The organism is Aquimarina hainanensis (assembly GCF_042684685.1).
Lineage (GTDB): Bacteria > Bacteroidota > Bacteroidia > Flavobacteriales > Flavobacteriaceae > Aquimarina > Aquimarina hainanensis.
Map to the genome: position 1 here is coordinate 226,684 of NZ_JBHULX010000021.1, position 15,780 is coordinate 242,463.

At 36.2% G+C, this 15,780-nt stretch carries 13 protein-coding genes and 1 riboswitch; of the genes, 1 reads left to right on the top strand and 12 read right to left on the bottom strand.

Annotated features, from left to right (window positions below; genetic code table 11):
- Positions 1 to 129 precede the first annotated feature (129 nt).
- Positions 130 to 1,026, top strand: coding sequence for a gliding motility-associated ABC transporter ATP-binding subunit GldA (gene gldA, locus ACFSTE_RS11735; protein ID WP_378257035.1), 897 nt, complete (start codon positions 130 to 132; stop codon positions 1,024 to 1,026).
- 3 nt (positions 1,027 to 1,029) lie between these two features.
- Here gldA and ACFSTE_RS11740 read toward each other — a convergent pair whose 3' ends face one another.
- The 12 genes from ACFSTE_RS11740 to cysD form a co-directional block, all read right to left on the bottom strand.
- The gene (locus tag ACFSTE_RS11740; protein ID WP_378257037.1) at positions 1,030 to 1,776 is read right to left on the bottom strand and encodes a head GIN domain-containing protein; all 747 of its coding nucleotides are present in this window, start codon (positions 1,774 to 1,776) and stop codon (positions 1,030 to 1,032) included.
- Positions 1,777 to 1,793: 17 nt separating this feature from the next.
- Positions 1,794 to 2,900 carry an acyloxyacyl hydrolase gene (locus ACFSTE_RS11745; RefSeq protein WP_378257039.1) on the bottom strand — a complete coding sequence of 369 codons (1,107 nt, stop codon included), beginning with the start codon at positions 2,898 to 2,900 and terminating at the stop codon, positions 1,794 to 1,796.
- Between the two features lie 140 nt (positions 2,901 to 3,040).
- Positions 3,041 to 3,994, bottom strand: coding sequence for a methylenetetrahydrofolate reductase [NAD(P)H] (gene metF, locus ACFSTE_RS11750; RefSeq protein WP_176028795.1), 954 nt, complete (start codon positions 3,992 to 3,994; stop codon positions 3,041 to 3,043).
- A gap of 50 nt (positions 3,995 to 4,044) precedes the next feature.
- Complete coding sequence (gene metH, locus ACFSTE_RS11755) at positions 4,045 to 6,762, bottom strand: methionine synthase (RefSeq protein WP_378257041.1); 2,718 nt, start codon at positions 6,760 to 6,762, stop codon at positions 4,045 to 4,047.
- A 66-nt stretch (positions 6,763 to 6,828) separates the two neighbouring features.
- Positions 6,829 to 7,818, bottom strand: a complete 990-nt coding sequence (locus ACFSTE_RS11760; protein WP_378257043.1) for a homocysteine S-methyltransferase family protein — start codon at positions 7,816 to 7,818, stop codon at positions 6,829 to 6,831.
- A 188-nt stretch (positions 7,819 to 8,006) separates the two neighbouring features.
- A riboswitch (SAM riboswitch) is annotated at positions 8,007 to 8,111 on the bottom strand.
- A 144-nt stretch (positions 8,112 to 8,255) separates the two neighbouring features.
- Positions 8,256 to 8,573, bottom strand: a complete 318-nt coding sequence (locus ACFSTE_RS11765) for a 2Fe-2S iron-sulfur cluster-binding protein (RefSeq protein WP_176028792.1) — start codon at positions 8,571 to 8,573, stop codon at positions 8,256 to 8,258.
- 99 nt (positions 8,574 to 8,672) lie between these two features.
- Positions 8,673 to 9,728, bottom strand: a complete 1,056-nt coding sequence (locus tag ACFSTE_RS11770; RefSeq protein ID WP_176028791.1) for an NAD(P)/FAD-dependent oxidoreductase — start codon at positions 9,726 to 9,728, stop codon at positions 8,673 to 8,675.
- Positions 9,725 to 10,312, bottom strand: a complete 588-nt coding sequence (locus ACFSTE_RS11775) for a precorrin-2 dehydrogenase/sirohydrochlorin ferrochelatase family protein (protein ID WP_176028790.1) — start codon at positions 10,310 to 10,312, stop codon at positions 9,725 to 9,727. Before ACFSTE_RS11775 ends, ACFSTE_RS11770 begins: the two co-directional genes overlap by 4 nt.
- 18 nt (positions 10,313 to 10,330) lie before the next feature.
- Positions 10,331 to 11,110 carry a uroporphyrinogen-III C-methyltransferase gene (gene cobA / locus ACFSTE_RS11780; RefSeq protein ID WP_176031080.1) on the bottom strand — a complete coding sequence of 260 codons (780 nt, stop codon included), beginning with the start codon at positions 11,108 to 11,110 and terminating at the stop codon, positions 10,331 to 10,333.
- Positions 11,111 to 11,233: 123 nt separating this feature from the next.
- A complete protein-coding gene (locus tag ACFSTE_RS11785) occupies positions 11,234 to 13,324 on the bottom strand; it encodes a HEPN domain-containing protein (protein WP_378257046.1) in 2,091 nt (696 codons plus the stop codon).
- Between the two features lie 98 nt (positions 13,325 to 13,422).
- Positions 13,423 to 14,670, bottom strand: coding sequence for a sulfate adenylyltransferase subunit 1 (locus ACFSTE_RS11790; protein WP_176028788.1), 1,248 nt, complete (start codon positions 14,668 to 14,670; stop codon positions 13,423 to 13,425).
- 136 nt (positions 14,671 to 14,806) lie between these two features.
- Positions 14,807 to 15,772 (bottom strand): sulfate adenylyltransferase subunit CysD, encoded by a 966-nt coding sequence (gene cysD / locus ACFSTE_RS11795; RefSeq protein WP_378257048.1) that lies wholly within the window; start codon positions 15,770 to 15,772, stop codon positions 14,807 to 14,809.
- Positions 15,773 to 15,780 lie beyond the last annotated feature (8 nt).

Consider the following 15,780-nt stretch of genomic DNA (forward strand, 5'->3'; position numbering starts at 1 on the left):
ATAATCCCTCATTCCTTTCGTTAGTACATCAAGAAATCAGATACAAATAAATGTACTTTCTTTTGAATTCAAAAAAAGAGTAGCCTTCTTCAGTATCTATTTTCCTATTTTTGAAAAAAATATTATCTCATGTCTATTTCCGTATCCAATATTTCCAAACATTACCAATCTCAAAAAGCATTAGATACTATTTCTTTTTCTATCAAAGAAGGTGAGATTGTTGGTTTTTTAGGTCCTAACGGAGCTGGAAAATCGACAATGATGAAAATATTGACTACATATCTGAATGCTTCAGAGGGAACAGCGATTGTCAATGGTCATGACACGGTTACCGAAGCTCTTTTGGTTCAAAAAAGTATCGGTTACCTCCCAGAACACAACCCCCTCTATACAGAAATGTATGTTAGGGAATACCTGCTTTTCAAAGCACAACTACACCAAATTTCTTCTTCGCGAATTGAGGAAGTAATTTCCCTAACCGGTTTAACAACTGAAGCCCATAAAAAAATCAATCAGTTATCAAAAGGATACAGACAGAGAATCGGGCTCGCCGCAGCTCTTCTACACGACCCAAAAGTATTAATACTCGATGAACCTACCACAGGTCTTGATCCTAACCAACTGGTCGAAATCAGGGAACTTATCCGCGCGATCGGACAAACAAAAACGATCTTACTTTCTACACATATCATGCAGGAAGTTGAAGCTATGTGCGACAGAGTTATCATTATCAAAAAAGGAAAAATTGTCAATGACTCTTACTTAAAAGATCTGACAGATGCTTCTTCTCAGATTATTGAAGTAGAATTTGATTACAGAATAGAAGATGCTTTTCTAAAAAGAATTCCTAATATCAAGACAGTCACAAATACGTATGGACTTGTTTATGAGCTAACTTTTGACACTACTACTGATATGCGTACTGCGGTTTTTGATTTTGCCAACGAAAATGAGCTAAAGATTTTACAGCTAAGAAAACAAAACAAAAGCCTGGAAAGCTTATTCCGGGAATTAACTTCTGAATAACCGCTATTGAAAGAGTAGTTTTCCTGTAAAGAAAACTTCTACAGCTACCTCATCCGGTCTGTTTACAGCAATAAGATCTCCTGTACTTCTTATTTCTCCACTCAGCTTATTCACCGGATGAACAATTACTTTATTAGCTCCTCTGTGAAAAACAGATACATCATCTGCAATGAATCGTTCCCCCTCAAACCTTCCTGTTCCCGAAGCAATATTTATGGATAAAGCCTTCGTTTTTCCTTCCAGGAAGAAAGAAGCCACGTTATTTCCTACCACACTTACCCTATTATTATCTATTGTCAGGTGAAATGTTCCATTTGTACTTCCTGTATCTTCTCCAAAATCTTCCGAAAGAATCCCTAAAGATGGGAAGCTCAACACTCCTTCTGAGGCAATATCAAATTGTGTTGCACTCCGTATTTCCGTTATATCAGGAGCCGTCACATAAAAAGTTGTTTGCTTAAAACTTCTCACTAAATTACAATCATTCGTATTATTGAGAATAAGACGCTCGTTTTCTACCACTGCACTTACCTCTTCCAGTAGGTTTTCTCCTGTTTCGACATACACAGAAAACTCATTTCCTTGCTTAATAATCATTTCTATATTTGGATTCACTAAAATTCTGGAAAACCCGGATACCTCAAATTCTTTTCTTATGGTGTCTCCTCCTTTTTGAAAACAATCCGGAGCATTTTCCGAATCACATGCACAAAAAAGTACTATAACGAACAACCAGCTTATATTTTTCATTTCTTCTTATTCTCTAATTATAAACGATACCCAATCGTGAACTCTACCGCTTCGGCCTTCGCTGCATGAGAGCGTACCGTGACAGAACTGATTATTTTATTTGTTATATAAAATTGCAGTCCTAACCTATTGTACAGTTCTCCTTCAAAATCATATGGATAATACACATAGTATCCTAATTGAGTAAGCAATGACAATCTATTAATGCGCAGTTCGTGCCCTGCAAAAACCCCAACTCTTTTAGCATCTTCGTCTCCTGTTGTTTCATTATTAAATCCTCCTACTGCCCTAAAATCTATATAACGTTCTAATGCTTTGGAAAAAAACAACTCTGTTCCCAATTGAATTGCACTTTTTTTATTTAATCGTTTATCAACAAATCCTCCTATGGTATAAAACGGATATTGTCCTGATCCTACTACATCATTTTCATTGACTCCTCCTCTAAAGAAAAAACCTACTCCCACAGGTTCTTTTCCTTTTAGCAAATCATTTTCCTTTTCTACAAATGTATATTCCTCATTATCTACGGCATAATTAACTCCTACAGTAAACAGGAATGTATTGGTACTGGTATTAGGTGCTTTAAAATTAGCATTGGAGTAATGCACCACTCCAATACCAGCTTCAACCCCCACTCCTTTTACAATATTTTCTTTTTTATAGTGTAGCAATGCATATGTAGAACTCATTATATGCGATCCATATGCTATATTTCTATAATTATCATCTATATCATAAGGATTGGTCGTATAAGCTATCCCTTGCGCAATTCGAAACATCAAAGTTCGCTTTAGAAAATAGAAATTATAATGTGCGTAAAGCCCATAATTTTCTCCCAAATATGTATTATCCATATTTTGGTAAATAAATGAAACACCATAATCCGGGTAGTTATATAAACGTTGCCATTCCCGATCTCCAAATGTTTTCCTATCAACTGACAATAAAATCCCCGATGGGTGTCCAGTAATCAGGTGAGATATTGTAGGGTTATGCTTCAACACGGTGCCACTAAAAGCAGTAATCCCAACTGTATACTTACGAGCATTCGTTACTTCACTCTCCTGAGCTTTTAACAAAAAGCTTAACATCAAAAATCCTCCAAAGAAAACTTTTTTCACATTTCAAATCTTAATTTGTAACCTCTTTTTATTCAAACAAAAAATGTAATCAATCTACCTAAAGATGACTACATTTCTTTCTTTTGATATCCGGTCAAAAGTACTAATTATCTCTATATGGACAATATCCTAACATATATTTAAAAAATCGCTTCGGCTATCTGTTTAATATTATCAGATTTCCCCATAGAATAATAATGTAAAACCGGTACTCCATAATCTAATAGTTCCTTAGACTGTTGAATAGCGAATTCTACTCCCACCTGTCGCACCTGTTCTCTGGTCTTACATCCCTCTACTGCTCTTACTAATTCATCTGGCATATCTAGTTTAAAAACCTGAGGTAGTAACTGTAAATGTCGCTGTACCGCCACAGGCTTTATTCCTGGTATGATCGGTACTTCAATCCCATGCTCTCTTGCTTTTTCTACAAAAGAGAAATATCTTTTATTATCAAAAAACATCTGAGTCACAATATAGTCTGCTCCTGCATCAACTTTTTCTTTTAATCTTCTTAAGTCTGCATCGAGAGAAGGAGCTTCCATATGTTTTTCGGGATAACCAGCTACCCCAATACAAAAATCTGACTTATTGTCTGATTCTATAACTTCATGTAAAAACTTTCCTTTATTCATATTGGTAATTTGCTTTACCAATTCATTTGCATATGTATGCCCTCCTCTGGTAGGGACAAAGTACTTTTCTTCTTTCATAGCATCTCCTCTTAATGCCATAACATTATCAATCCCCAGATAATGACAATCTACTAATAAATACTCTGTTTCTTCTTTAGTAAATCCTCCGCAAAGTACATGAGGTATTGTATCTACATTATACTTATGTTTTATAGAAGCGCAAATCCCTACAGTTCCCGGTCTCATTCGTGTTAATTTCTTATCCAGCAACCCATCCCTGTCGATATAAATAAATTCCTCTCTAGAAGTTGTTACATCTATAAATGGTGGATTAAACTCCATTAACGGGTCTATATTATTATATAGTTCCTGTATGCTTTTTCCTTTTTGTGGTGGTATTAACTCAAAGGAAAACAATGTTTTTCCTTTGGCTTTTTTTATATGTTCTGTTACTTTCATTCTCGCTGCTTGGTTAATTATGTTATTGCTACTTATGGTCTTTCTGTCAATTACTCTTCTAACAGGTTTGGATTCAACCATTTTCTAGCATATGCTATATCTACATTTTTTCTTTCTGCAAAATCCTTTAACTGGTCTTCTCTTATCTTTCCTAATCCAAAATAAGATGCTTCTTTATTACCAAAGTAATATCCAGATACTGATGCTGCTGGCCACATGGCAATACTCTCTGTCAACGCTACTCCTATTTCTTCTTTTACTTTCAACAATTCCCAGATTGTTAACTTCTCTAAATGATCAGGGCAAGCAGGATAGCCGGGCGCTGGACGAATCCCGATATAAGTTTCTTTAATCAATTCATCATTAGACAACTGTTCATCAACAGCGTACCCCCAGTCTTCTTTCCTTACTTTCTCATGTAAGTATTCTGCAAAGGCTTCTGCCAGACGGTCTGCTAATGCTTTAATCATAATTGAATTATAATCGTCGTGCTCTTTTTCAAAAGCTGTGGCTAACTCCTGGGTTCCAAACCCTGTGGACACACAGAAACAACCGATATAATCTTTCTTTTCTCTATCCGCCGGAGCTATAAAATCTGCCAATGCCAGATTTGGTTTTCCTTTATATTTTTTTAATTGTTGCCTCAGGGTTCTAAAAATCACAGCTGGTGCTCCATCAGCATACACCTGAATATCATCATCATTTATGGTATTTGCTTCAAACAATCCATAAATTGCTTTTGCCGAAAGCAATTTTTCATCAAAGACTCTTTTTAATAGTTCCTGGGCGTCTTTAAACAAAACCGTTGCCTGCTCTCCAACCACCTTATCTTCTAGTATTTTTGGATATTTCCCATGTAAGTCCCATGACCTAAAGAAAGGACTCCAATCTATATAAGGTTCCAAAGTCGTTATATCGAAATTCTCTATCACATGAATTCCTAATTTATTAGGTTTCTTAATCGTTGTGGTATCCCAATCGACTTTGTATTTATTCTCTCTCGCTTCCTGAATGCTTAGGTATTCTTTTCTTTTTGTTCGTTTTAGGAAGCCTTCTCTAAACTTTTCATAATCCTCTTTTATATCTCCGACATATTTCTGATTACTCCTTTTATTCAACAGGTCTCCTACTACAGTTACTGCCCTAGAAGCATCATTAACATGGACTACTGCATTTTTATACTGTGGATCTATCTTAACTGCCGTATGCGCCTTTGATGTGGTAGCTCCTCCAATCAGCAATGGGATTTTAAAGTTTTTTCGTTCCATTTCCTTAGCCAGATATACCATCTCATCCAATGAAGGAGTAATCAAACCACTTAGCCCGATAATATCCACTTGCTCATCGATGGCTGTCTGAATAATTTTTTCAGGAGGCACCATCACTCCTAGGTCTACTATTTCGTAGTTGTTACACCCTAATACCACAGAGACGATATTTTTACCTATATCATGCACATCTCCTTTAACAGTGGCCATCAAAACTTTTCCGGCACTATCACTTCCTCCTACATCTCCTGTTGCATTTTTCTTTTTCTCTTCCTCTATAAACGGCAATAAATACGCTACTGCCTTTTTCATCACCCTAGCAGATTTAACCACTTGAGGCAGGAACATTTTTCCCGAACCAAAGAGGTCTCCTACCACGTTCATCCCTGTCATCAAAGGACCTTCTATCACCTCGATAGGTTTACTTAAGCTTTGTCTCGCTTCTTCTACATCTTCTTCTACATACTCATCTATCCCTTTGACCAATGCTCTTGTTATCCGGTCTTGCAAACTCTCTTCTCTCCATGATAGATCTACCGTTTTTTCTTTCTTAACTCCTTTAACGGTCTCTGCAAAATCCAACAATCGCTCTGTAGCATCTTCTCTTCGATCCAAAATCACATCTTCGACATATTCCAGAAGATCTTTTGGGATATCATCATACACCTCTAACATGGCGGGGTTTACAATCCCCATATTCATCCCTGCTTCAATAGCATGATACAAAAAGACTGAATGCATCGCCTCTCTTACCACATTATTCCCTCTAAATGAAAAAGAGACATTACTCACTCCTCCACTTACACTACAATGTGGCAGGTTCTCTCTAACCCACCTGGTCGCTTCTATAAAATCAATTGCATTTTTTCTATGTTCTTCCATTCCTGTTGCCACCGGGAAGATATTCAAATCAAAAATGATATCTTCTGGCGGAAACCCTACCTGATCAACCAGAACATCATAAGATCTTTTGGATATTTCTATACGGCGTTCATAGTTATCTGCCTGTCCCACTTCATCAAACGCCATTACAATAACAGCTGCTCCGTACATTTTTATCAGCTTAGCGTGTTTTATAAACTCTTCCTCTCCTTCTTTCAAGCTAATTGAGTTAACCACACATTTCCCCTGTACAACCTGAAGCCCAGCTTCAATAATATCCCATTTGGAGCTATCAATCATAATAGGCACTCTGGCAATATCTGGTTCTGAAACTATCAGGTTTAGAAATCGAACCATTGCTTCTTTCCCATCAATCAACCCATCATCCATATTAATATCAATAACCTGTGCCCCTCCTTCTACCTGATGCCTGGCAATGGCTAATGCTTCATCAAATTTTTCTTCTTTAATCAGGCGAAGAAATTTTCGAGAACCAGCTACATTTGTTCGCTCTCCTACATTAATAAAGTTAGTATCAGGAGTAACAACCAACGGTTCTAAACCTGATAGTTTCAGATATTTTTTTTCTATGGATTGCCCTGACTTATTTTTTGTCATAATCTCTTCGTATTAACAACCATGATAATTTATTTTTATATTCTTCTCATATGAAGAACAATTCCCCTACAACTGTCTAGGTTTATAATCTTTAGTTAAATCAGCTATTGCTTTAATATGTTCCGGAGTTGTTCCACAACACCCTCCGACAATATTAATCAAGTTTTTATCTAAATATTCTTTAATCTGATCTGCCATCTGTTCTGGAGTTTCATCATATTCTCCAAAGGCATTTGGTAATCCTGCATTTGGGTGTGCAGAAGTAGCAAATTCAGATTTTTGCGACAGTACTTCTAAATGAGGTGTTAACTGATCAGCTCCCAATGCACAATTAAACCCTATTGATAACATGGGGATATGCGAAACAGAAATGAGAAATGCTTCTGCTGTTTGCCCTGATAAGGTTCGTCCACTAGCATCTGTTATGGTGCCACTAATCATGATTGGCACTTCAATCTCTCTTTCTTCTTTTACTTCTTCTATAGCAAATAGTGCCGCTTTTGCATTTAATGTATCAAATATAGTTTCTACCAACAGTATATCTGCTCCTCCATCCAGTAGTGCTTCTACTTGTTGCTTATAAGCAATTCTCAACTCATCAAAAGTTACTGCTCTATACCCTGGATCATTCACATCCGGAGACATACTGGCTGTTCTATTAGTAGGTCCGATCGATCCTGCTACAAACCTAGGTTTATGCGGTTCTTTTTCTGTAAATACATCTGCTACTTCTCTGGCTATTTTTGCCGATTCATAGTTTAGCTCATATACCAGCTCTTCCATTTCATAATCTGCCATCGCAATGGTCGTTCCTGAAAATGTATTGGTTTCTACGATATCTGCTCCTGCCTGAAAATACAGTCTATGCACTTCTTTAATGGCATCAGGCTGAGTTATACTCAATAAGTCATTATTCCCCTGAAGAGGAACCGGCCACTCTTTGAATCTCTCTCCCCGAAAATCTTCTTCTGTAAATTTATAGCGCTGCAACATTGTCCCCATAGCGCCATCTAAAATCAGAATGCGTTCCTTTATAATCTTATGTATATCTTTCATCGATAACTGTATTCTTTAGCATTATAACACGCAAGCCGAATTAGTATCACACTCTTTTCTAAATAATGAAAAAGAGTCCTGTGATAAAAAAATATAAATACTCTTACTAAAAACAATGATTGCATTTGTTTTAGCGAATTTATAAGGTATCAAGAAAATTAGTGAGGACAGTACAACTGCTTATAGAATTGTTATCTATTTCGCTGCGCGAATAGAATGTAGCACCTTCTTTACCAGATAAAGGGTTGCTAAGGTTTCACAGGGTCTATTCCCTCCACCTTTCTTGATAACATTAAATACGTGTAAGAACTATTTTTTTACGACAATTAGTGCGTATTAAAAAATCTGATGCAAAGAAAAGGCATCTCCTTTTGTTTTGCAAGTTTATTTTTTTGAAAAAGGTCACAGCATATACCATGACCTTTTCTAAAAAAATATTATTCTGGTGCCAATTCTATCTCTAAACCATCTAAGGCTTCTGTAATAGGTATTTGACATCCTAATCTACTATTATCTTCTACATGAAATGCTTCTGCTAACATCATATCTTCATCGTCTCCCATCTCTGGCAATTCATGATCAGACAGTACATAACATTGACAAGACGCACACATTGCCATCCCTCCACATGTTCCTTCTACCGGCAATTCATATGCTTTGCATACTTCCATCAGGTTCATTGCCATATCTGTTGGCGCTTGTACTTCATGAACCACTCCTTCTCTGTCTTTTATTTTTATTGTTACGTCTGACATATTTTCTCCCAAGATTTACTTTAGCAAAGTAATCTTACTATTATTGAATTAATAATTAGTTTGGTCAAAATATAGAAACTATTGTTTCTATTATTCTTTTTACGTTATTGATTTTACAACTGCTTTTTTAGCTTCTTTTCTACTCCCATCGAATCCATCAATACCACTTACTGTCGTATACTTCATCACATATTTTTTGTCTGGGTGAATTCTCTGGTAAGCACTTTGACACATTAGAGTTGCTTCATGGAATCCACACAGAATCAATTTTAGCTTTCCTGGGTATGTATTCACATCTCCGATAGCATAAATTCCTGGGATATTCGTTTGATAATCTAATGTATTATCCACTTTGATTGCATTTTTCTCTATCTCTAATCCCCAATTCGCTATTGGTCCTAATTTAGGAGATAGTCCGAATAACGGAATAAAGTGGTCTGTATCTTTCACAAACTCTCCTTCTGTTTTGTGCTTTACCGTAACTCCTGTAATATGTTCTTCTCCGTGAAGTCCTACTACTTCTGCTTCGGTAATTAAGTTTACCTTGCCTAACTTCTTTAATTCCGCAACCTTTTCTACAGAATCTAAGGCTCCTCTAAATTCGTTTCTTCTATGAACCAGAGTTACTTCACTTGCTACATCTGCCAGGAAGATTGTCCAGTCTAATGCAGAATCTCCTCCTCCTGCTATAACTACACGTTGATCTCTGTATACTTCAGGATCTCTAATGATGTAAGCAACTCCTTTATCTTCAAAATCTGCAATATTAGCAATTGGTGGTTTCCTTGGTTCAAAAGATCCTAAACCTCCTGCAATAGCCACTACTGGCGCATGGTGTTTTGTTCCCCTATTTGTGGTAACAATAAACGTTCCATCCTCTTGTTTTTCTATTGTATCTGCTCTTTCTCCTAACGTAAATCCAGGTTCGAATGATTTAATCTGCTCCATTAGGTTATCTACTAGGTCTCCTGCCAATACTTCAGGAAATCCTGGTATATCATAAATAGGTTTTTTAGGATAAATCTCTGCACATTGTCCTCCAGGTTGTGGCAATGCATCTATAAGATGACATTTCAACTTCAACAATCCTGCTTCAAATACTGTAAACAATCCTGTTGGACCTGCTCCAATAATTAAAATATCTGTCTTAATCATTTCTCAACTTTTTTAGCTATTAATTCTTTGGTGAATTCGTTCAATCGTTCCACTTTTTCTCCAAAATCACCTTTTATAGTTTTTCTATACTCGTTTAAATTCTTTACTAGATCATCAATATTTTCTGGAATTACTTCTTCAAAAAACTGACGTAGTCTCTTTGCTGTAGTCGGAGATTTTCCGTTTGTAGAAATTGCTATTTTCACATTCCCTTTTGTCACAACTCCCCCCATATAAAAATCACAATAAGGTGGGTTATCGGCTACATTAACAAGAATATTCTTTTTTTGACAATCCTCGAATACTTTTATATTCACCGCTGGCACATCTGTGGTTGCAATTGCTATATGCTTACCTTTCAGAAACTTTTTTTTATATTTTTTTGTGATCATTTTCACTCCAAAATCACTTGCTAGTTTCTTTGTTCCCTGACCAAATTCCGGTGCTACAATTGTAATATTTGCATCAGGACTTGATTTTAACAAAAAAGTAAGCTTTTCTTCTGCTACATTTCCTCCTCCTACAATCAGTACTTTAAGGTTTTTTAGTTTCAAAAAAACAGGATATAAGTTATTTCTTTCCATTACGATCTCAGGTATTACTTATTCTGACGCAACTTCTTCATTTACTCTTTGGTAAATAGACTCTAACTCAACTCTGTTATTCACCACCTCTCCTATAACAATAATTGCTGGTGATGATAATCCTTTTTCAGCTACGACCTTTTGAATAGAATCAATGGTTCCAAAACCGAATTTTTCGTCTTTAGTTGTTCCATTCTGAATGATCGCAACAGGCGTACTTTCTCTATTTTCGTCTGCAAAGATACTAACTATTTCATTCAACTTACCCATGCCCATCAAAATTACAATCGTCGCATTAGACTTTGCCGCCAGATAAACATCTTCTGATAATTTATGAGCCTTTGTTGTACCTGTTATTACCCAAAAACTTTCTGAAACTCCTCTTCTAGTCAAAGGGATTCCCTGATAAGCTGGCACTGCTAATGAGGACGATATTCCTGGGATCATTTCTGTCTGTAAACCAAACTGTTTTACATAGTCGATTTCTTCTGCTCCTCTTCCAAAAATAAACGGATCTCCTCCTTTTAAGCGTACTACATGTCCTTTTTCTTTTGCTCTACTGACAATTAATTCATTGATCTGATCTTGATGATATGCATAGCAGCCTTTTCTTTTTCCTACAAAAATCTTTTCGGCATCAGAAGCATATTCCAGTAATTCTTCATTTATCAATGAGTCATATAACACTACATCTGCCGACACCAACGCTTTAATCGCCTTAAGTGTTATCAAATCTGCATCTCCAGGACCTGCTCCTACTACAGTTAATTTCGGACTTGTGTTTCTTGAAGGAGAAATCACTTTTCTTCCACGCTCCTTATCTCCGATATCATCAGAAAAAATAGTTTTTCTATCTTTTATACATTCAACATTCCTTTTCACTGTTCCCTCCTTCTTTTGTTTTTAGTTTTTTTTACAGCTTCATGAAGCAACTTCTGCTTCTCTGAATTCTTGTACTTGCTTCAAAAACTTTTCTGCACTTTTTATATAATCTACTGCAAAATCCTGAGTCGGTGCATTTTTTTGCAACTTATACACCAATTCGGCAAAAGATGCTTCTTCTACCTTAATTTTCCCAGTAGCAACAAATTCATCATCAAACTGACTGATCACTTTGGCATGGCTATTTGTTTTCTTCTTCGCTGCCAACAACAATGCTTTTGCTGTATTGACTAAAGAGCTATACGCATGATACACTGCATCAGAGTAGATTTCATTTTCAAAAGATACTTTTGCATTTTCTATCTTCTCTTCGCTTTCCAGAAATAGCGTAGCGATCAAATCAATAACAACTCCGGCACACTCTCCTACTCCAATCGCTTTGACATATTTTTCTTCATTCCCCCAGTCAATAAAATCTTCTTGAGTAAGGTTATCTATTTCTGATAAATCTGTCAGCAACTCATAAAAATATTTTTCTCCTTTTTCCTCATAATACTCTACAAAAGGAGTGTCTTTGGCATTGGATTCGTAATCATTTAATATACGACGTAATGCTTCCGGTCCTCTTTTACTAGGGATTTTCACCACTTTATCTGCGAAGCGAGCATTTCCATCTCCTCTATTTGCTCCTCCTAACAGGACTTGCAAAGCTGGAGCTACCAGTTTATCTTTAGTTCGGATAGACATCCCCTGAAAACCGATATTAGCCATATTGTGCTGTCCACATCCGTTCATACATCCACTGATCTTAATCACTAAATCCTGATTTTCTAGATATTGTGGATACTCTGCTTTGATTACTCGCTCTAATTCTCTAGCAATCCCTGTACTACTGGCAATCCCTAAATTACATGTATCTGTTCCCGGACAAGCAGTAATATCAATCGCTTTATTATATCCTGGAGCTACAAAGCCCAGTTTTTTTAATTCATTATAAAAGAAAGGTACTAAATCTTCCCGAACATAAGGAATCAAAATATTCTGACGGAGCGACAATCTCAATTCTCCAGCTCCGTATTTCTCTACCAGATCAGCAAGTAACCTTGCCTTGTCTGTATAAAAATCTCCTAAGAGTACTTTTATTCCGATTGCAACATACCCTTCTTGTTTTTGAGCCATTACATTCGTTGATTTCCACAACTCAAATGCTTCACTATCTTCTATAGTGACTTCAGGTGTTTCTACCGTTGCAGGAACCGAAATCGGATAGGCTTCATAATCAATTGGAACAGACGCGACAGAAACTGCTTTTTGCTCTGCTTCTAAAAGTTCCTTAAACGCTTCCAGACCTATTCCTTTTACCAAAAACTTCAATCTTGCTTTTGCTCTACTTTTTCGTTCTCCATGGCGATCAAAAATTCTCAACACTCCTTCCATCAAAGGAATAATTTTATCTGCTTCCAAAAAGTCATACAATACATCTGCATGTCTAGGCTGAGATCCCAACCCTCCTGCTAACATTACTTTAAAACCTCGAACACCGTCTTTTACCTTGGCGATAAAACCTAAATCATGCATATAAGAAAGTCCTGTATCCTCATCTGATCCTGAAAAAGAAACTTTAAATTTTCTTCCCATCTCCTGACAAACCGGATTCCTCAAGAAGAAACGAAATATTGCATCTGCATATGGAGAAACATCAAAAGCTTCTTTTGGATCAACTCCTGCTGTTTCTGATGCCGTAACGTTTCTTACCGTATTTCCACAGGCTTCCCTAAGGGTTACATCATCTTTTTCTAATTCTGCCCAAAGTTCCGGAGTTCTATTTAAATCTACATAGTGAATCTGAATATCCTGACGTGTGGTAATATGCAATCGTCCTCTGGAATACTCATCTGATACCTCACAGATACGTCGTAACTGATTACTCAGCATCTTCCCATAAGGCAATTTGATGCGAATCATCTGCACGCCCTCTTGTCGCTGTCCGTATACTCCTCGTGCTAATCGAAGACTACGAAACTTCTCCTCATCTACTTTCCCTTCTTTGAATAATTGAATTTTATTGGCTAATTCAATGATATCTTTTTCTACAATCGGGTTTTCTATTTCGGTTCTAAAACTTTGCATTTTTTTTGATATTTACACCCTTCAAAAATGGGCATAGTTATGACTTTTGTGTACTTTTTGTATCGCTTTTAAAAACGTGCTATTCTACTCGATATCAACTACTCTACAAATCCTACCGCAGAGGTATTATTTGTTTGAGAATCGATCAGGATAAATGAACCAGATGCTTTATTTTTTGTATAAGAATCAAAGGCCAAAGGCTTGCTTAATTGAATCTGAACTTTTCCAATTTCGTTTAATTGAAGTTCATTTTTAGAAGCGTCTTCTCCAGAAAAATCCGTTGCAATAGTTCCTTGAATGCTTTTAACTTTTGCTAAGATTCTATTACTTCCACTTTGTAAGAAATAATTAGTTCCGGGGTTCAGTTTTTTACTATCCATCCAGCATAATGTTGCTGAAAGTTGTTTCTCTACTTTTGGTTTTTCGGATATTTTTACAATCATATCTCCTCTACTGATATTAACATCATCTTCTAAGGTGATTGTACAAGAACTTCCTCTTCCTGCTTTTTCAAACTTTTTATCAAAGAAGTAAATTTCTTTTATTTTTGAAGTTGTCAATGAAGGCAATACAGTAATTTCATCACCTACTGCCAGGTCACCGCCATACAATTTCCCTGCATATCCTCTAAAATCATGGAATTCTGCCTGTTTAGGACGAATTACCGTCTGAACAGGAAATCTCAATTGTGATTTTTCAAATAAATCCTGTGCATCTAATTCTTCTAAATGCTCTAATAGTGTCTGCCCTTTATACCAAGGGGTATTTTCTGATGGCGTCACTACATTGTCTCCTTTTAAAGCACTTACAGGAATAAATGTTACATTCTGTTCTTTATAATCACTTTTTTGGATCAGTTTCTCAAAATCTGCTTTTATAGCTTCGTATTTCTCCTGAGAAAAATCTACTAAATCCATCTTATTCACAGCCACTACTACATCCTTTACTCTCAATAAATTATTGATAAAGAAATGTCTGTATGTTTGCTCCACTACTCCTTTTCTAGCATCTACCAAAACGATAGAAGCCTGAGAAGTAGAAGCTCCTGTCACCATATTTCTTGTATACTCTATATGTCCTGGAGTATCTGCAATGATGTAACTTTTTCGTTTTGTAGAAAAATAAATATGCGCTACATCAATCGTTATCCCCTGTTCTCTCTCTGCTACTAATCCATCTGTTGCTAAAGAAAAATCCAAATAGTCAAATCCATTTGCTTTACTTTTTGCCTCAATAGCTTCTAATTTATCTGTAGTCAGGGATTTTGTATCATATAAAATACGACCAATTAACGTACTTTTTCCGTCATCTACGCTCCCTGCTGTTGCTATTTTTAATACTTCCATCTTTTTAGATTGATGGTTGATTGTTTTTTTTCTACATTAACAAACCAACCTTTTCGACACTATTCTTTTTATTCTATCGACCTTCTTTTATAAGCAAGTCCTAACATTATATTTTCAACGTTTATTTTTATATCTCTTAAAAATATCCTTGTTGTTTTCTTTTTTCCATCGCTGCTTCAGATCTCTTATCATCGATTCTCGCTCCTCTTTCTGATATTTCCGAATCCCTGATTTCTGCTACTACTTTATCAATCGTTATCGCATCTGAAAGCACCGCTGCTGTACAGGACATATCTCCTACTGTTCTGAATCGAACCATTCTTTCTTCTACTTCTTCGTGTTCGTCTCTATACACCACATCATCTTCTGCTGACCAAATCATACCATCTCTGATGAATGTTTTTCTTTTATGAGCAAAATAAATAGATGGGATTTCTATTTCTTCTTTTTCTATATAACTCCAAACATCCAACTCTGTCCAGTTACTGATCGGAAATACTCGAACATTCTGTCCTAAATCTATTTTCCCATTTAAATGGTCAAACAATTCTGGTCTTTGGTTCTTTTCATCCCACTGTCCGAAATCATCTCTCACAGAAAAAATACGTTCTTTTGCTCTTGCCTTCTCTTCATCTCTTCTTGCTCCTCCTATGGCTGCATCAAACTTAAATTCTTCCAACGCATCTAATAATGTTGTAGTCTGAAGACTATTTCTACTAGCATATCGCCCTTTTTCTTCTACTACTTTTCCCTGATCGATAGAGTCCTGAACATTACGAACAATTAACTCTACTCCCAATTCTTTTACCAAACGATCTCTAAATTCAATTGTCTCAGGAAAGTTATGCCCTGTATCTATATGTAATAAAGGGAACGGTATTTTTCCAGGGTAAAATGCCTTCTGCGCTAATCTTACTAGAGTTATAGAATCTTTCCCCCCTGAGAATAGTAGTACTGGTTTTTCAAATTGTGCCACCACTTCTCTGAATATGTATATAGCTTCACTCTCTAAAGGATTAACACTAAGAGTTGTTACTCCTTCCTGAGTTCCTAAATCAGAAATTTCTCCTCCGTATTCGTCTTTCTTTTCTACTATTTCCATTTATTTAT